Origin of the sequence: Azospirillum sp. (assembly GCF_035628975.1) — a bacterium.
GTDB lineage: Bacteria > Pseudomonadota > Alphaproteobacteria > Azospirillales > Azospirillaceae > Azospirillum.
The window spans coordinates 119,731-136,963 of sequence record NZ_DASPIS010000081.1 but is presented as its reverse complement, the minus strand read 5'-3'; the positions used below and the strand labels follow the sequence as shown (position 1 = coordinate 136,963).

Genomic DNA, 17,233 nt, shown 5'->3' with positions numbered 1-17,233 from the left:
CCGACATGACCGATGATAGAGGCGGCAAAACCGGCGGCGGCAAAACCGGGAATGCCAATACCGGCGACGGGGCGCCCGGCTTCGCCCGCCGCTTCCTCCGCCTGGCGGGCGGTTACTGGCGCGGGCGGTCGCGGGTGACCGTCTGGGCGCTGACCGTGGCGCTGTTCGTGCTGACGATCGGACAGGTTTCGGTCCCGGTCCTGATCAATCTGTGGAGCGAGCGGCTGTTCGACGCGCTCGAACAGCGCTCCATGGACCGGTTCCTGACCATGATCGGATTGGTCGGGCTGATCATCGTCTACAACATCGTCATCGTCGTGCTGCATCTGCGGGTGAAGCGCCGGCTGCAGATGGGCTGGCGCGACTGGCTGACCCGCAAGCTGCTGGAGGATTGGCTGCGCCGCGGCCGCCACCACCAGATCGCCTATATGCCGGGCGAGCACGACAACCCCGATGGCCGCATCGCCGAGGACATCCGCATCACCGCGGAGATGGCGATCGACCTCGGCCATTCGCTGACCTATTGCGCGCTGCTTCTGATCAGCTTCACCAACATCCTGTGGATGCTGTCGGGCACGCTGTCGGTCACGCTGTTCGGAACCGAGCTGTCGGTGCCGGGTCATCTGCTGTTCGTGGCGCTGCTCTATGCCGCCATGGGCACGACCATCGCCATGCTGATCGGACAGCCGCTGGTCAACGCCGTCAACCGGCGCCAGGGCTATGAGGCGGATTTCCGCTTCGCGCTCGCCCGCATCCGCGAGAACGGCCAGACCATCGCGCTGCTGCACGGGGAATCGGCGGAGCGCGGGCATCTCGCCTCGCTGTTCGGCGGGGTGGTGCGCGGCTGGACCGGGCAGACCCGCGCGCTAAGCCACATGATGGTGTTCAGTGCCAGCTATTCGGTGCTGTCCGCCGCCTTCCCGATCCTGGTCGCCGCCCCGCGCTACATCGCCGGGACCATCTCGCTCGGCGTGCTGATGCAGACGGCGCAGGCCTTCCAGCAGACGGTGGGCGCCCTGTCCTGGCCGATCGACAACCTGCCGCGCGTCGCCGAATGGCGGGCCTCGGTGGAGCGCGTGCTGAACCTGCACGACGCGCTGGTGCGGCTGGACCGCGATGTCTGCGACGTGCCGGACGGCCACATCCAGGTCGTGCGCTCCGAAGAGCACCACACGCTGGCCTTCAGCGGCGTGTCCATCGACGAACCGAACGGCACGGCCGTCGTCCATGCCTTCGACCTGGAGGTCCGTCCGGGCGACCGGGTGCTGATCGGCGGCGATGCGACGGCGACCATCCGCCTGTTCCGCGCCGTGGCGGGCGTCTGGCCGTGGGGCAGCGGGCGCATCACCCTGCCGGCCCACACCCGCGTCTTCTTCATGCCGGAACGCCCCTATCTGCCGCACGACAGCCTGCGCGCGGTGCTGGCCTATCCCGGCCCAGCCTCGTCGGTGGCGGACGACCGGGCGTCGGAGGCGCTGGTCAGCGTCGGTCTGCCCGATCTGGTCGACCGGCTGGACAGCACCGACCGCTGGGACGAGGTGCTGTCGGTGCCCGACCGCCAGCGGCTGGGCTTCGCCCGGCTGCTGATCCGCCGCCCCGACTGGATTTTCCTGGAGGACGCCACCGACAGCCTCGATCCCCCGGCCGAGGAGGAGTTGCTGACCCTGATGGAGCGGGAACTGCCGAACGCCACCCTGCTGACCATCGGCCATCATGCGGGGCTCGGCGCCCACCACAGCCGCAAGCTGATCCTGGAACGCACCAACGGCGCCGTCACCCTGCGCGAGGAGGTGCGCGAAGCCCGGCCGGTGACGGAGAGCGTGGCGTGATGGTTCCCTCATGCGGGCGTTGATCGCCGCATCCTTGGAACGCATCCAAAAAGCTGCCACACTGCCCGGCGACCACCGTTCGTACCCACAGCATCGTCGCCCCGCAAAACCATGGACATGAGCGTGAAGAAGACCAGCATCAACGCGGCGTGGCGGGGGCTGGCGAACTGCCGGGGGTGCGGCATCAGGGAATCCGCGCTTTTCGCCGATCTGACGGAATCCGATTTCAACCTGATTCATCTGCCCATCGACGAAATGACGGTGGCGCCGGGGGCGGCGCTCTACCATGTCGGCGACGAGCCGACGGCCCTCTTCACCGTGCGCGGCGGGCTGGTGAAGCTGGTGCAGTATCTGCCCAACGGCGGCCAGCGCATCGTCCGGCTCTTACGCACCGGCGACACCGCCGGGCTTGAGGCGGCACTGGGCGAACCCTATCGCCACACCGCCATCGCCATCCACCCGGTCCTGACCTGCCGCATCCCCCGCGCGGTGATCCAGCGCCTGTCGGAGGAGACGCAGCACCTGCACCAGCAGTTGATGCGGCGCTGGCATCAGGCGGTGGAACGCGCCGACGCCTTCCTGGTCGAACTCGGCACCGGCAGCGCGCGGGCGCGGGTCGCCCGGCTGTTCCTAACCCTGGTGGACGACCAGGGCGAATGCGACTTCTTCGGGCGGGAGGATGTCGGCGCCGTGCTGGGCATCACCACCGAGACCGCCAGCCGCGTCGTCGCCGAACTGAAGCGGCAGGGCCTGCTGAACGAGATGCGGCCCAACCGCTTCCACTGCGACGTGGACGCCCTGCGAGAACTGGCGGACGGGCCGTAACCCGTCCTCGGCATCCGTACCCGCATCAGGCCGCCCGCATCTCTCCCACCAGCGCATCGACCTGGCCGGACAGGGTCCTCAGCTGGCCCTGCACGGTGGAGGAGGCCGACAGAACGCGGTTGGCTGATTCGCCCGATTCCCGCGCGGCGTCGGCGACGGAGTCGATGTTGCCGCGGACATGCTGGGTGCTGTCCGCTGCCTCTCCCACATTGCGGGCGATCTCGCGGGTGGCCGCACTCTGCTGTTCCACCGCGGCGGCGATGGTGGCGGCGATCTCGTTCACCTCGCGGATGGTGCCGGCGATGGAGCGGATAGCGTCCACAGCCTCCTGCGTCACCGACTGCATCGCGGCGATCTGGGCGGAGATGTCCTCCGTCGCCTTCGCGGTCTGGGTGGCGAGCCCCTTCACCTCGCTGGCGACGACGGCGAAGCCTTTTCCCGCCTCGCCGGCGCGGGCGGCTTCGATGGTGGCGTTCAGCGCCAGCAGGTTGGTCTGGCCGGCGATGGACTGGATCAGCCCGATCACCTCGCCGATGCGGCCTGCGGTCTGGGCCAGCCCTTCCACGGTGCGGTCGGTGCGCTCGGCCTCTTCCGCCGCCTTGCGGGCGATCTGGCTGGAGGCGTGGACTTGGCTGCCGATCTCCTGGATGGAGGCCGACAGCTCCTCCGTCGCGGCGGCGACCGCCTTGACGTTGCCTTCGGCCTGCTGGGAGCTGCCGGCGGCGGTCGTCGCCTCTCCGGCGGTCAGGTCGGCGCTGCGGGTCATGCGTTCGGCCATGTCCTGCATCTCGCCGGCGGCCTGGGCCACGCGGTCCAGCACGCCGCGGACGCTGGTCTCGAAATTCTCCGCCATCTCGACCATGGCGCGGCGGCGCTCGCCGGCGGCACGGCCGCGTTCGGCCTCGGCACGGGCGTTGGCCGCACTGGCCTCGTTGGCGGTGTCGCGGAAGACCATCAGCGCGCGGGTCATGTCGCCGATCTCGTCGGTGCCGGCGGCGGGGATGGATGCGTTCAGGTCGCCGGACGCGATGGCCCGCATGGCGTCGGACAGCGCGCTGAGCCGGGCGACGATGTGGCGTCCCACCACCAGCCAGGCCAGCGCCGCGGCGCCGACCAGACTGCCGACGGCGAACAGGATCAGCATGTTTCGGCCGGCGGCGATGGTGCCGTCGGTACCGGCGACGGCGGCCTTGGCCTCGTCCCGCATGGCGGCGATCTGGCGGTCTACGGTGGCGGCGAAGCTCTGGGACAGCAGGCGGTTCTCCGCCAGGACCCGGCCGGTGTCGGCCACGGCCGCCAGTTCGGCCCGGCGCAGGGCGACGATGCCGTCTTCCCCCCGGCCGAAGGCGGTCAGCGCCTTGGCCAGGGCGCTGATGACCTCGTTGCCGGCGGCATCCTCGGCGCCTTCGCCCTTATCGGTATCGGCGAGCTTGACGATGCGCTGGTCGAGCGCGATGGCCTCGGTGATGAAGCGCTTTTCCAGCAGGGCCAGCCGGGTGGCGTCGGCGGCCTGCGCCGCTTCGTTCAGCGCGCCGGCCAGGGCGGTGCCGTGAGTCGACAGTTCCAGATGGGTGCGGAAACGGTCCAGGCCGGGGCCCAGCAGATCCTGCGTGGACTCCTGGATGCGGGAGCGGACGTCGAAGCTGGTGCGCTTGATGTCGCTCTGCACCTTGCGCAGCGGCACCTTCAGCCCGTCGAGCAGGCCCGCCGCCTGCGCCCGCGCCGCGCCCAGCCTTTCCGCCAGCCGCCGGTCAACGGCCCCGCCGCTGTTCTCCCCGCTGTTCCCGCCGCTGTTGCTGGGGCCGTCCAGCGCCGCGCGGCGCAGCTCGAAGACGTTGTCCTTGCCGTAGCCGAAGAGGAACAGCGTGTCGATCTTCCCCGCCATATCGGCCGGCAGCCGGTCGCCCAGCGTGCCGAGCGTGCCCGTCACCTGGGAGGAGGCTTCCAGATAAGCCTGCTGCAGCTCGCCGATGGTCTTGGCGTCCGGCGCGGTGCCGGACCGGTTCATGGCGTCGAGCGCAGCGGCGATGCCGCCCCGCAGGTCGTAGAGCGCGATCATCGACCGCACCGCGTCCGACAGCGCCCCCATGTCGCTGTCGGTTCCGCCGTCCAGCGCCATGCCCTTGTCCTGCAGGGACTGTCCGGCGCCCTCCACCAGCGGCGCCAGCGTCTTGAGGAAGCCGTCATAGGCCTGGGCCAGCTTGGCCGACGCAGTCTCGCGCCGGTCGCGCAGGGACAGGCGGGCGGCGACCCCGTCGTTGACGCGATCCAGCGTGGCGATCAGGGCGTTGCCGGTATCCCGCACCTCCGACAGCAGCGGGTCCTGCGGGCGGCGCCCGGCCAGCTCGTCGACCAGCGCCAGGAAGGCGCGGGAGCGTTCGCGCGTGTCGGCCTGGATGCGCTCGCGTTCCTCCTGGCTTCCGGCGCCGTCCAGGGTTGGGGCGGCGGTGGCGATGCGGCTGCTTTCGCCGGCCAGCCGGGTCGCCAGTTCCATTTCCGGCAGGCTGGTGTCTGCGATCTGCGCCATCGGCCGTTCGACGGCGGAAAAGGACATCAGCCCGACGGCGCTGGCCGCCACCGTCATCGCCGCCATGCCGGCGAAGGCCAGCAGCAGCTTCGCCCGGACGCCGAGGCGGCGCCGGTTGCCCGGGCTTGGATTGCTGCCGGACGGTCCTGAAACGTGCTGGGGGAGGGCAGATGCGGCGGTGGACATGGCGTCGGGTCCCCTCGGGGCGAGTGTGGGGGCGGGTGTGATCGCTGTCACCCGGAGGCGGCGGCTGCGCTCCACCCGGGCGCCGGCGGCTCCCATCGGCCGCAAGTTTGCATTGAATGCAATCTTGGTTCTGCAAGTACCGAGAGGTTCTTGCGGCGATCGGTCACACCGGCTCCTGCATGGTTTTCGAGCGGAGGATTTCCCGTCAATTAAATTTCCACTGACAGGAAAAGAGATTACAGGTCATTCCATCAGATGGAATGTCTGTGCAGCCGTGGTGGAAAAATTTCGCAGGCGAGAAAGTGTGTTACCTGTGGGTCATATATCCGTTCGGACTCGGCGGTCGCGGTCCAGATGGTGTCGGCTGCACAAAACCCGCTCCGGTCAAGCCCAGGCCTAGGCCGGTGGGTCATGGTCCGAACTGGCAACACCAAAGGCATCGGGACCATCGACCAACGCTATCCCTGTGCTTACCCCTACCGGAGAAAAAGCGATCACTTGGATAGCCCGACGGCCATACCGATGCCGAGTGGAAGCACCGGGGTGGCGTGGCTAGCTTGGGATCAGCAAGTTTCCGAGGGATTTCGAGAATGCCGCAGGACGCCAGCCCGCCTTTCCCCAACCCGTCGCTCCAAGCGGCCGGGAGTGCCGGGCTTCCCCCCACCGCCGGTGGCGGTGCAGATGACGGGATGATCGCCGCTATCCGTTCGGTCCTGGCCGAATGCGGCGGACTGGCGGTCGATGCCGGCAGGCTCGCCGTCGATGACGATCTCTATGCCGCCGGTCTTACCTCTCATGGTTGTGTCGGTCTGATGCTGGGGCTGGAGGAGCAGTTCGACGTCGAGTTTCCGGAAAAGCTCCTGAACCGCCGCACCTTCGAGAGCATCGCGGCGATCCGCGACGCGGTGCGCGGCCTGATCGATGGGGGCGAGGCGTGAACGCCGCCCCGGCCGGCGCGGCTCCGAGCCTTTCGGCCCGCGCGCGCGCCATCGGGGCGGACATCGCCGCGCGCCACGCCGACGCGGTGGACCGGGAGAGCCGCTTCCCCGCCGAGGCGTTCGACGCCCTGCGCCGGGACAGGTTGCTGGGCGCCATGGTGCCGGCCGATCTCGGCGGCGGCGGCGCCTCGCTGTTCGAGGTGGCGGCGGCCTGCCATGCGCTGGCCCGGGGCTGCGCCGCCACGGGCATGATCTATGCCATGCACCAGATCCAGGTCGCCTGTCTGGTCAATCACGGCAGCAACGGCTGGCACCGCGAGCTGATGGCGCGCATGGCGGCCGAACAGCTGCTTCTCGGCTCCGCCACGACGGAGGCTGAAACCGGCGGCGACATCCGCAACAGCGTCTGCGCCGTCGAGGCGGATCGGGGGGCCGGGGACGGCCGCTTCACACTGGCGAAGAACGCCTCAGTCATCTCCTACGGCGACCAGTCGGACGTGATCCTGGTCACCGCCCGCCGCAATCCCGATGCCCCGTCGTCGGATCAGGTGCTGGTGGTGCTGACCCGTGACGATTACCGGCTGGAGAAGACGACGCTGTGGGATGCGATGGGGATGCGCGGCACCTGCTCCGACGGCTACCGGCTGGAGGCGGCGGGCGTCACCGACCAGATCCTGCCGCTGCCCTACGCCGACCTGTCGGCCCAGACCATGCTGCCGGTGACCCACATCCTGTGGAGCAGCACCTGGCTCGGCATTGCCGCCGATGCGGTCAGCCGCGCCCGCGCCTTCGTCCGGTCGGAGGCCAGGCGCAAGCCCGGCACCACCCCGCCCTGCGCGGTGCGGCTGGCCGAGGCGACGGCGAAGCTGCAGCAGATGAAGACGGTCATCCTGACCGCCATCCGCCAGTACGAGTTGGCCTGCGGCTCGCCGGAACTGCTCACCACCCTGTCCTTCGCCACCGCGATGGGCACGCTGAAGGTCACCACGTCCGAACTGGTGCGCGAGGTGGTGGAGGCGGCGATCCGCACCTGCGGGCTGGCCGGCTACCGCAACGACACGCCCTACAGCCTGGGCCGCCACCTGCGCGATGCCCACTCCGCCGCGCTCATGATCGGCAACGACCGGATCATGTCGCACATCGCCACTCAGCTTCTCGTCCAGCGGGACGGGTCGGGGCCATTCGAATGAACATGGTCGACATCGGGGCGGCCCAGGCGGCCTATCGCGACGAGCTGGTGGCGGCCGGCCTGCTGATCCCCACCGGCGTGGACGGCCTCTATGGCCGCAGCGGCCTGTTCGAGGAGGTGGTGGAGCGCTTCGACGCGCTGGTCACCCGCTGGGGCGGGCAGGACGGTGCGGAGGTGATGCGTTTCCCGCCGGCCCTGAACCGCCGGTATTTCGAGGAAAGCGAGTATCTGAAGAGCTTTCCCCATCTGGCCGGCACCATCCACAGCTTCGGCGGCGACGAGAAGGCGCACCGCACCCTGCTGCGACGGCTGGAGGAAGGGCAGGACTGGACCGAGGATCAGGTCGCGACCGACGTGGTGATGACGCCGGCCGCCTGCTATCCCGTCTATCCGACCATCGCCCGGCGCGGCGCGCTGCCCGGTGACGGCAGGCTGATCGACGTCTTCTCCTACTGCTTCCGGCACGAGCCGTCGATCGACCCCGCCCGCATGCAGATGTTCCGCATGCGCGAATACATCCGCATCGGCACGCCCGAGCAGGTCGTGGAGTTCCGCGAGCGGTGGCTGGAGCGCGGCCGCGAAATGATGGCCTCGCTGGAGGTGCCGCTGGACATCGACGTCGCCAACGATCCCTTCTTCGGCCGGGCCGGCGCCATGCTGTCGAGCAGCCAGCGCGAACAGAAGCTGAAGTTCGAGCTGCTGATCCCCGTCACCAGCACGGAGAAGCCGACCGCCTGCCTCAGCTTCAACTATCACCAGGACCATTTCGGCCATATCTGGGACATCCGCACCGCCGACGGCGGCGTCGCCCACACCGCCTGCGTCGGCTTCGGGATGGAGCGCGTGGCGCTTGCGCTGTTCCGCCATCACGGCTTCGACCCGGCCGGCTGGCCGGCGGCGGTCCGCAAGGTGCTGTGGGGCTGATGGGCGCCATGTGGACCCGGCACCAGCCCGACGGCCACGACCGCCATCCCCTGCATCTGGGCGAGCGGATCTGGCTGGAGACCAACTGCTACGTCGATCTGTGGGTCGAGGCGCTGCATGCCCGCGGGCTCGATCCGCTGGCGATGCTGGGCTTTACCGTCACCCAGGATTTCGAGGGCGACCAGTTCACCTTCTTCAAGGTGCCGCTGGAGGATCTGGAGACGCTGTACGGCCTGCGCGTGCAGGAGCTGGCGATCTACGACAGCGTCGAAACCCATGTGGCGGAGCAGCTGAACCGCAGTCCGGACGGTGGGCTGGTGTTGGTCGAAGTCGACGGCTTCCATCTGCCGGACACCCGCGGCACCTCCTATGGCACCACCCATGTCAAGACGACGGTCGGCATCGTCCGCATCGACCCGGCGGCGCGGACGATGGACTATTTCCACAATGCCGGTTTCCACCGGCTGGATGGGGCCGATTACGAGGGCGTCGCCGCGGCGGCGGCCGGGCCGCTGTTCCCCTATGTGGAGTTCGTGAAGCCGGCCCAGCCGGCGCTGGAAGGCCGGGCGCTGATGGACGCATCACTGGCGCTTCTGCGCCGCCACCTCGCGCGCCGGCCGGCGGCGAACCCCATCGCGGCCTACCGCGCCGCTTTCCCGGAGCATCTTGACCGGCTGCTGTCCAGGCCGATGGAGTATTTCCACCTCTACGCCTTCAACCTGCTGCGCCAGCTTGGCGCCAATTTCGAGCTGCTGGGCGCCCACACCCGCTGGCTCGACGGACCCGCGGAGGCGGAGGAGGCCTGCCGGACCATCGCCGAGGGCGCCAAGGCGATGCAGTTCCAGCTGGCCCGCACGGTCGCCCGGCGCAAGGCGCCCGACCTGACCGACGGCTTCGACCGGATGGAGCGGGCCTACGACACCGTCCTGGGCACGCTGGCCCGGCGTTACGGGTGACCGGCGATGGCGCGCATCCGATCGGTCACGGGACGGCGGATCACCGCGCTGACGGAGGGATGGGACCTGACCCTGCTGCCGCCCGGCGGCGCGGGGGAGGGCGTGGCTGCCCCAGTGGCTGACGCAGTGGCTGCCCCAGTGCCGGGAACGGCGGCGCAGGCCCTGCAGGCGGCCGGGCTGTGGTCGCTGGACGATCCGCTTCCGCTGCATGACAAGGATATCGTCTACCGTACCCGGCTGACCGGCCAGGGTCTGCGCAGCTTGCGCTTCCATGGCCTCGCCACCATCGCGGAGGTGCGGCTGGACGGGGAACGTATCCTGACCTCCGACAGCATGTTCCTCGCCCACGAGGTGCCGGTGACGCTGAACGGGGAGGCGGAGCTTTCCATCCGCTTCCACGCCCTGCATCCGGCGCTGGCAGCCCTGGCGTCGTCGAGGAAGGGCCGTGCGCGCTGGCGGCCCAAGCTGGCCGAGCCGGCGACGCTGCGCTTCGTCCGCACGACCCTGCTGGGCCATATGCCGGGCTGGTGCCCGCCGGTCCATGCGGTCGGCCCTTACCGTCCGGTGGAACTGGTGGAGGAGACCGGCCCCATCCGTGTGCTGGGCGCCGACCTGCGCAGCGTCTATGACGGGCGCGACGGTCGGCTGTCGCTGCGCCTGACGGTGGACGGCGCCCGGCAGGCGGATGGGACCGGCATGACCGGCTCGGTGGAGGTCGCCGGGCAGGTGGCTCCGCTCCGGTTCGACGGCATCGACGCCTTCCACGCTGACATGACCTTGCCGGGGGTGGAGCCCTGGTGGCCGCACACCCATGGCGAACCGGTGCTGCACGACGTGGTCGCCCGGATCGGTGCGCCGGGGGGCGTCGTGGAGGTCGATCTGGGGCGCGTCGGCTTCCGTTCGCTGGCGGTGGACCGGGGACCCGACGGCAACGGCTTCGCCCTGCTGGTGAATGGCGAACGGGTGTTCTGCCGCGGCGGCTGCTGGGTGCCGGTCGATCCGGTCGGCCTGCCGTCCGACCGCGCGGCCTATGAGCCCGAACTGCGGCGGATGCGCGACGCCGGGGCCAACATGGTCCGCGTCGGCGGCACCATGCTGTATGAGGACGATGCGTTTTTCGAACTGTGCGACGAGTTGGGGATCCTGGTTTGGCAGGACGCCATGTTCGCCAATTTCGACTACCCGACCGACCCGGCCTTCCTGGACGGCGTGCGGGCGGAGATGGCGCAGCTTCTCGACCGGTCCCAGGCCTCCCCCTCCTTGGCCGTGCTGTGCGGCGGCAGCGAGATGGAACAGCAGGCGGCCATGCTCGGCCTGCCCCGCGCCGTCTGGACGCAAGAAGCGCTGGCGGCAGTGATCGCGGAGGAGACGGCTGCGCGGCGGCCCGACCTGATCCAGATTGCGAACTCCCCCAGCGGCGGGCCGCTGCCCTTCGTCGCCAATGCCGGGGTGACCCATTATTACGGTGTCGGCGCCTATATGAGGCCGCTGGAGGATGCCCGGAGGGCCGACGTGCGCTTCGCCAGCGAATGCCTCGCCTTCGCCAACCTGCCGGAGGACGACCCGCTCGGCGTCCCGGCGCTCCATCATCCCCGCTGGAAGGAGCGGGTGCCGCGCGATCCCGGCGCCTCCTGGGACTTCGAGGATGTGCGGGAGCATTATCTGGAGGCGCTCTACGGCGTCGATCCGCGACGCCTGCGCCATGAGGAGCCCGACCGCTACCGCCGCCTGTCCCGCGCAGTGACGGGGGAGGTGATGCAGGCGGTGTTCGACGAGTGGCGGCGTGCCGGGTCCGGCTGTGCCGGCGGGCTGGTCTGGCAATGGCGCGATCCCTGGCCGGGCGCCGGCTGGGGCGTGGTCGCCGCCGACGGCACGCCGAAGCCGGCCTGGCATGCGCTGAAACGCGCCTTCCGTCCGTTGCGCGTCATCCTGACCGACGAGGGGGTGAACGGTCTGGCCGTGCATCTGGTCAACGACACCGCCCGGCCGGTGGAGGCGCTGCTGCGGCTGACGGCCTGGCGCGACGGGACGCTTCCGGTGCTGAAGGCGGAGCGGCCGGTGACGCTGCCGGCGCGGGCGGCGGTCACCCTGCCGGCCGCCGGGATGACCGACCGCTTTTTTGACACGACTTACACCTACAGGTTTGGACCGATCCCACACGATGTGGTGTCGGCGCAATTGCTGTTGGCTGAAAGGGAAGCGGAACCAGTTGATGAGTCTCATTATTTCCCGAAGGGTCGCTCGCTGCCGCGCGCGGATCTCGGCCTGACTGCGGTGGTGGAGCGGCAGGGGGACGACTGGGCGTTGCGGCTTGCGACCCGGCGGCTTGCCTGTTCGGTGCATGTGGAGGACGGGCGGTTCCGGGCGGAAGATGCCTGGTTTCACCTGTCCCCCGGCGTCGAGCGGGTGGTCCGTCTGCGGCCGCGTACCGGCGCGGGCGATGGGGTGCCGGATGGGGAGGTCCATGCGCTGAACGCGATGGCGCCCGTCCGTTACAGGGGGGACGCATGAAGCCGACACCGATGGTGTTCGAGGGTTGTTTCGGATGGCTGCACCCGGCGCCGGGCCTGCGCGGGGTGGTGCTGTGCGGCCCCTACGGGCATGAGGAACTCTGCGTACACCGCGCCTGGAAGACCTTCGCGGAGAAGCTGGCTGCCGCCGGGCTGCCGACGTTGCGGTTCGACTATCCGGGCTCCGGCGATTCCGCCGGCGACGACAGCGAGCCGGACCGGGTGCGCGCGTGGCTGGACGGCGTCAAGGCGGCGGTGCGCCGCCTGCGCGAGGACACCGGCGTCACCGAACTGGCTCTGGTCGGCTTCCGCCTGGGCTCGCTTCTGGCTACCGCGGCGGCGCTGGAACTGGCGGAGGAAGGCCAGGGGGTGGATGCGCTGGCGCTGCTGGCGCCGATCACCTCCGGCCGCAAGGCGGTGCGCGAGCTGCAAACGCTGGCCACCATGGTGCTGCGCCCGGTCTGCAACCCGGAACCGCCGGAACGCGCATCCTGGCTGAACGTGATCGGCATGCCGCTGACACCGGAGACCGCACTGGCGCTGAGCGGTCTTGCCCCTTGCGACCAGCCGAAGCCGCCGGCTCCACGCATCCTGATCGCCGACCGTCCGGATGCGAAGACGCCGGTGAAGCTGGCGGCCCGCTGGCGCGCGATGGGCGCGGTGGCGGAGCCGATGGGCATCAGCGGCATGTTGGAGATGGTCCAGCAGCCGCAGCGCGCCCAGGCCGCCGCGGTGTTCGACCCGGTCCTGCGCTGGATCGCCGCCGGACCGATCACTATGGGTGCGACCCCGCCGCCGGACCGCCCGGCCGGGCTGATGACCACGACGGCGGTCGAGCGTCCGGTCTTCTTCGGCAAGGATCCGGAGCTGTTCGGCATCTATTGCACGCCGGTCCTGGCCGACCCCGCCGGCAGCCGGCCGGCCATCCTGTTCCTGAACAGCGGCGCCACCCACCATGTCGGGTCCGGACGTGCGACCGTGGTGCAAGCCCGCCGTCTGGCGGCGCGCGGCTATTGCTCGCTCAGGATCGACGCCGCGGGGATCGGCGACAGCCCCGGCCGGCCGGGCATCGCCGACAACCTGCTCTACCACCGGGACGGGATCGGCGACGTGCGGGCGGCTCTGGACTGGCTCCAAGCCCATGGGCATGCGCGGGTCGTCGTCATCGGCCTCTGTGCCGGCGGGACACCCGCCCTGCATGCCGGTTTGGGCGACAACCGGGTGGTCGGGCAGATCGCGCTGAATCCCGGACGGTTCGAGCTGGGCGACGGCACCGCCGTGTCGGAGTTGATGCGGACGGTCGCCTTCCGCTCCACCACCGAATATCTGCTGGAGGCGCTGAAGCCGGCCCGGCTGCGCGCCAGCTTCCGCAAGCGCGCCCGGGTGATGGGGCTGGCCAAGCGTCTGGCCGGCCGCTTCGTCCGCAAGGTCCTGATCCGTACCGGCCTGACCCGCCATGCGCTGCGCATGTTCCGCCGCCTGTCCGCGGAAGGCCGCCGGGTTCTGCTGGTCTACAGCAGCGGCGACATGACCTTGGCCGAGTTCTATCTGCATCTGGGCGAAGGTGGCCGCGCCCTGGACGGCTTGGCCGGCATCGAACTCGTCTATCTTGATCGCGCCGACCACAGCCTGACGGTGTGGGAGGCGCGCGACCGGCTGAACCTGCTGATCGACCGCCATCTGGCGAGCCTCGACACCGCCACCACCGATCCGGCCGCCTCCGGATTGGCCGATTGGGGGCTCGGGCTGCCGTCGGGGGAGCGGGTGGGGTAGGGGCGATCTGTTGCAAGCAATCGGAATCCGCCGTGTGCCGGGTCACGCCATGAGTTGATCGTTCGGCGCCGTTGGCTACCGGAGATATTATCAGCTATTCTGTTTGGGCCGAAAAAGCGAAACCCCAGGAGAGGCGCGGCACGCCTGTCCTGGGGCTCTATCTGTGTCGTGGGCGCATACCTTGCGGCAGAGGGGCCTCACGACTTACAGGGAAAAGAATGGTGTCCAAGTGGAAGAAAGTCAACTCATTTTTGATTACAAAGATAATGTGGTTGATGCGTTGGAAGCGACGATATCCAGCGATCGGTTCGCGACTTATCTAAAACCCGCTGGTTTCGACAAGCGGCATGCCATACAGCTATATGTCTGGAACTCAAAATTATCTGAGGCGTTACATCTGCCACTTCAAACCGCAGAAGTGACATTGCGCAATTCTGTAAACGAACGTCTTTGTTCTTTGTATGGTCCGGAGTGGCCGACAAGCGAACGGTTCCGTTCCGTGCTTGGAGAAGAAAGCGGCGCGAACTTAGATCGTGTGAGAGGGCGCATTGTCAAGGCGAAATATGTGCCGGTCACGGGACGCATCGTGGCGGGATTGTCGTTCGACTTTTGGGCGTCACTGTTCAAAGGAAAATATGATCGCCCGATCTGGCAAACCGGATTGCATGCGACTTTCCCTTACCTTCCAGCAGGAACGCGGCGCGGCGACGTTGCCGATTTGGTGAACAGGATAAGGTGGTTGCGGAACCGGGTGGCCCATTATGAACCAATCTTCAAAGAAGATTTATCAAATCTGCATACGATAATCATACGTCTCATTGGGTTTCGCTGCGTCCATACCGCTGATCGGGTAAGGCATCACAGCACTTTGCCCATTGTGATGCGCACGCGTCCTGCCCCTGTACAGCGGGGATCCGTCTTACTCCCGGCTCAGTAAAGCTGCTGAAGGGCCGGATCCCTTCAGCAGCGTAGGATGCCTCTTAGCCCAGCAGTTCCGCCAGAGACCGCGCAACCACCTGGGTCGCCTTGCGCAGGTCTTCCAGCACCAGCTTTTCGTCGGCGCGGTGGCCGTTGGCTTCCAGCAGGTCGCGCGGGCCGGCGCCGTAGAGGATGGTGGGGATGCCGGCCTCCGAATAATGTCGGGCGTCGGTGTAGAGCGGGATGCCGTTCTGGCCGACCGGAACGCCCAACACCTCCTGCGCATGGGCCGCGAACAGAGCGGCCAGCCTCGGCGCGCCGCCGACCGAGCGGAAGGGCCGGGCCAGCAGGATGCGGCGGATGGCGACCCGGATGCCCTCGCGCCCGGCGGCGGCGCGCTCGATCAGTCCGCGCAGTTCGGCCTCCACCTCCGCCGGGTTCTCTTCCGGGATCATGCGGCGGTCGAGGCGGAAGGTGACGCGGTCGGGGACCACGTTGGTGTTGATGCCGCCCTGGATCAGCCCGACGGTCAGCGACGGGTGGGTGATGCCGGCGACGCTGGAGCGGCGGGTCGCCAGTTCCGGCCGGTGGGCGTAGAGGGCCGCCAGGATGCCGGTCGCAGCCTCCAGCGCGTCATGGCCGGTGTCGGGGCGGGCGGCGTGGGCGGATTTGCCGTCGACCTGCACCTCCAGATGCAGGCAGCCGTTGTGACCGGTCACCACCGAATAGGCGAAGCTGGCCGACACTGCATAGTCCGGCTTGGAAATGCCCTGGTCGAGCAGCCATTTCGGACCGATCTCGCCGCCGGCCTCCTCGTCATAGGTCAGGTGCAACTCGACCGTGCCCTTCAGCGGTGCCTGCGAGACCATCAGCGCTCGCAGGGCGAAGGCGTAGGTGGCGAAGTCCGATTTCGACACCGCCACGCCGCGGCCGTACATCACGCCGTCGCGGATTTCCGCGCCGTAGGGATCGCTCGACCAGCCCTCGCCGGGCGGCACCACGTCGCCATGGGCGTTCAGCGCTACGGTGGGGCCATCCCCGAAACGATGCCGGATGACCAGATTGGTGGCGCTGATCATGCCGTTCGCCCGCACCAGTTCGGCCGGCACCGGATGTCGCTCGACCGTAAAGCCCATCGCCTCCAGCAGTTCGGCGGCGCGGACGGCGTGTGGGGCGCAATCGCCGGGCGGATTGTCGGACGGCACCTTCACCAGCTCCGCCAGGAAACGGACCTCCTCGTCGAAGCGGGCATTCACCGCCTCGTCCAGCGTGGTGGCCAGGGGGGCGGCGAGGGAGGGGGACAGGTCGGTCATGGCAGGCGGTCCGTCACGGAAGGGAGGTTGCAGGCTGGAAGTTTTCGACGAAGCGGGCGAGCACGCGGGCGCCAGCCTCGGCATCGGCGGCGGTGATGCGTTCGGCCGGATTGTGCGAGATGCCGCGTTCGCAGCGCACGAACAGCATGGCGATGTCGGTCAGCGCCGCAACCGCCATGGCGTCGTGGCCGGCGCCGCTCGGCAGCTCCGGCGCGTCCAGTCCTTCGGCGGATGCCGCGGCGGCGAACTGCGCCATCAGCGCCGGGTGGCAGGCGACGGCCGGGCTTTCATGCAGGGTCTCGAAGCCGATGGCGACGCCGCGGGCATCGGCGATGGCCTCCAGCCGGGCGCGGACGGCGCCGACCCGCTCCAGCCGCAGGGGGTCGCGGTCGGCACGCAGATCGATGGTGAAGCGGACCTTGCCGGGAATGACGTTGGTGGCGCCGGGCGACGCCTCGATCCGGCCGACGGTGCCGACCAGCCGTTCCTGGCCGGAGCAGAGCTGTTCCACCGCCAGGATCATCTCGGCCGCAGCGGCCAGCGCATCGCGGCGCAGGGTCATCGGCACGGTGCCGGCATGCCCGGCCATGCCCTCCACCGTCACCGCCAGCCGGGTGGCGCCGGCGATGGCGGTGACCACGCCGACCGGGCGGCCCAGCGCCTCCAGCACCGGCCCCTGTTCGATGTGCAGTTCCACATAGGCCAGGACGGCTTGCGGCTCATAGGCGGCAGTGGCCCAGGCGGCGGGATCGAGCCGGAAGGCGGTCATCGCATCGGCCAGCCGCGTGCCGGCGGCGTCGCGCGTCTCCAGAACCGCCGGGTCGAAGGTGCCGGCGATGGCGCGGCTGCCGATCAGCGTGGACTGGAAGCGCGTGCCCTCCTCGTCGCCGAAGCCGATCACCTCGACGGCGAAGGGCAGGCGGCGGCCACGGGCGTGCAGATCCGCCAGCACGGCGATGCCGGTCAGCACGCCCAGCATGCCGTCATAGCGCCCGGCATCCCGCACGGTGTCGAGGTGGGAGCCGATCAGCAGCGCCGGCAGGCCCGGCCGGTCGCCCTCGTAGCGGCCGATGATGTTGCCGACGGCATCCTCCCGCACAGCCATCCCCGCCGCCGTCATCCACTGCGCGACGAGGTCGTTGGCGCGGCGGTGTTCCGGCGTCAGGTAGAGGCGCGACAGGCGTCCCTCTTCCGCGCTGATCGCCGCCAGCGCGTCGATGCGCTCGAGAAGGGCCGGCCCGGACAGCGGCGACGGGGAGGACGGGGAGACGGGCATCGGGATTCCGGACTGCAGAGGGTTCGGGATGATGGCACCGGTTATACGCCGAAGCCGCCACCTGGCCCT

Annotated in this window: 12 protein-coding genes; 9 read left to right on the top strand and 3 right to left on the bottom strand. The window is 69.2% G+C overall.

Annotation, left to right across the window (positions count from 1 at the left end; all coding sequences use genetic code 11):
- The first annotated feature begins 5 nt into the window (after positions 1–5).
- Both VD964_RS17855 and VD964_RS17850 read left to right on the top strand, forming a co-directional pair.
- On the top strand, positions 6–1,829 hold the full coding sequence (locus VD964_RS17855; protein ID WP_324869859.1) for an ABC transporter ATP-binding protein/permease: 1,824 nt from the start codon (positions 6–8) through the stop codon (positions 1,827–1,829).
- Between the two features lie 117 nt (positions 1,830–1,946).
- Complete coding sequence (locus VD964_RS17850) at positions 1,947–2,654, top strand: Crp/Fnr family transcriptional regulator (protein ID WP_324869858.1); 708 nt, start codon at positions 1,947–1,949, stop codon at positions 2,652–2,654.
- A 25-nt stretch (positions 2,655–2,679) separates the two neighbouring features.
- On the opposite strand, the gene VD964_RS17845 is transcribed toward VD964_RS17850, so the two are convergent.
- Entirely contained in the window at positions 2,680–5,367 is a 2,688-nt protein-coding gene (locus tag VD964_RS17845) for a methyl-accepting chemotaxis protein (protein ID WP_324869857.1), read from the bottom strand.
- 590 nt (positions 5,368–5,957) lie between these two features.
- Here VD964_RS17845 and VD964_RS17840 point away from each other — a divergent pair.
- The 7 genes from VD964_RS17840 (at position 5,958) to VD964_RS17810 (ending at position 14,594) form a co-directional block, all read left to right on the top strand.
- Positions 5,958–6,305 (top strand): acyl carrier protein, encoded by a 348-nt coding sequence (locus tag VD964_RS17840; protein ID WP_324869856.1) that lies wholly within the window; start codon positions 5,958–5,960, stop codon positions 6,303–6,305.
- Positions 6,302–7,495 (top strand): acyl-CoA dehydrogenase family protein, encoded by a 1,194-nt coding sequence (locus tag VD964_RS17835; RefSeq protein ID WP_324869855.1) that lies wholly within the window; start codon positions 6,302–6,304, stop codon positions 7,493–7,495. Before VD964_RS17840 ends, VD964_RS17835 begins: the two co-directional genes overlap by 4 nt.
- The gene (locus VD964_RS17830) at positions 7,492–8,418 is read left to right on the top strand and encodes an amino acid--[acyl-carrier-protein] ligase (protein ID WP_324869854.1); all 927 of its coding nucleotides are present in this window, start codon (positions 7,492–7,494) and stop codon (positions 8,416–8,418) included. The genes VD964_RS17835 and VD964_RS17830 overlap by 4 nt, the downstream gene beginning before the upstream one ends.
- On the top strand, positions 8,418–9,374 hold the full coding sequence (locus VD964_RS17825; protein WP_324869853.1) for a DUF1839 family protein: 957 nt from the start codon (positions 8,418–8,420) through the stop codon (positions 9,372–9,374). The genes VD964_RS17830 and VD964_RS17825 overlap by 1 nt, the downstream gene beginning before the upstream one ends.
- 6 nt (positions 9,375–9,380) lie before the next feature.
- Positions 9,381–11,885 carry a glycoside hydrolase family 2 protein gene (locus VD964_RS17820; RefSeq protein ID WP_324869852.1) on the top strand — a complete coding sequence of 835 codons (2,505 nt, stop codon included), beginning with the start codon at positions 9,381–9,383 and terminating at the stop codon, positions 11,883–11,885.
- On the top strand, positions 11,882–13,657 hold the full coding sequence (locus tag VD964_RS17815) for an alpha/beta fold hydrolase (protein ID WP_324869851.1): 1,776 nt from the start codon (positions 11,882–11,884) through the stop codon (positions 13,655–13,657). Before VD964_RS17820 ends, VD964_RS17815 begins: the two co-directional genes overlap by 4 nt.
- Before the next feature lie 229 nt (positions 13,658–13,886).
- Positions 13,887–14,594 carry a hypothetical protein gene (locus VD964_RS17810; RefSeq protein WP_324869850.1) on the top strand — a complete coding sequence of 236 codons (708 nt, stop codon included), beginning with the start codon at positions 13,887–13,889 and terminating at the stop codon, positions 14,592–14,594.
- Positions 14,595–14,637: 43 nt separating this feature from the next.
- Here VD964_RS17810 and VD964_RS17805 read toward each other — a convergent pair whose 3' ends face one another.
- Positions 14,638–15,888 carry a M20/M25/M40 family metallo-hydrolase gene (locus tag VD964_RS17805; protein ID WP_324869849.1) on the bottom strand — a complete coding sequence of 417 codons (1,251 nt, stop codon included), beginning with the start codon at positions 15,886–15,888 and terminating at the stop codon, positions 14,638–14,640.
- A gap of 13 nt (positions 15,889–15,901) precedes the next feature.
- On the bottom strand, positions 15,902–17,164 hold the full coding sequence (locus VD964_RS17800; RefSeq protein ID WP_324869848.1) for an allantoate amidohydrolase: 1,263 nt from the start codon (positions 17,162–17,164) through the stop codon (positions 15,902–15,904).
- Positions 17,165–17,233: the final 69 nt, after the last annotated feature.

Bases quoted from the DNA above. Each gene is read 5' to 3' on its own strand.
- VD964_RS17855 (WP_324869859.1), top strand. From the start codon at position 6: ATGACCGATGATAGAGGCGGCAAAACCGGCGGCGGCAAAACCGGGAAT.
- VD964_RS17850 (WP_324869858.1), top strand. From the start codon at position 1,947: ATGAGCGTGAAGAAGACCAGCATCAACGCGGCGTGGCGGGGGCTGGCG.
- VD964_RS17845 (WP_324869857.1), bottom strand. From the start codon at position 5,367: ATGTCCACCGCCGCATCTGCCCTCCCCCAGCACGTTTCAGGACCGTCC.
- VD964_RS17840 (WP_324869856.1), top strand. From the start codon at position 5,958: ATGCCGCAGGACGCCAGCCCGCCTTTCCCCAACCCGTCGCTCCAAGCG.
- VD964_RS17830 (WP_324869854.1), top strand. From the start codon at position 7,492: ATGAACATGGTCGACATCGGGGCGGCCCAGGCGGCCTATCGCGACGAG.
- VD964_RS17825 (WP_324869853.1), top strand. From the start codon at position 8,418: ATGGGCGCCATGTGGACCCGGCACCAGCCCGACGGCCACGACCGCCAT.
- VD964_RS17820 (WP_324869852.1), top strand. From the start codon at position 9,381: ATGGCGCGCATCCGATCGGTCACGGGACGGCGGATCACCGCGCTGACG.
- VD964_RS17815 (WP_324869851.1), top strand. From the start codon at position 11,882: ATGAAGCCGACACCGATGGTGTTCGAGGGTTGTTTCGGATGGCTGCAC.
- VD964_RS17805 (WP_324869849.1), bottom strand. From the start codon at position 15,888: ATGACCGACCTGTCCCCCTCCCTCGCCGCCCCCCTGGCCACCACGCTG.
- VD964_RS17800 (WP_324869848.1), bottom strand. From the start codon at position 17,164: ATGCCCGTCTCCCCGTCCTCCCCGTCGCCGCTGTCCGGGCCGGCCCTT.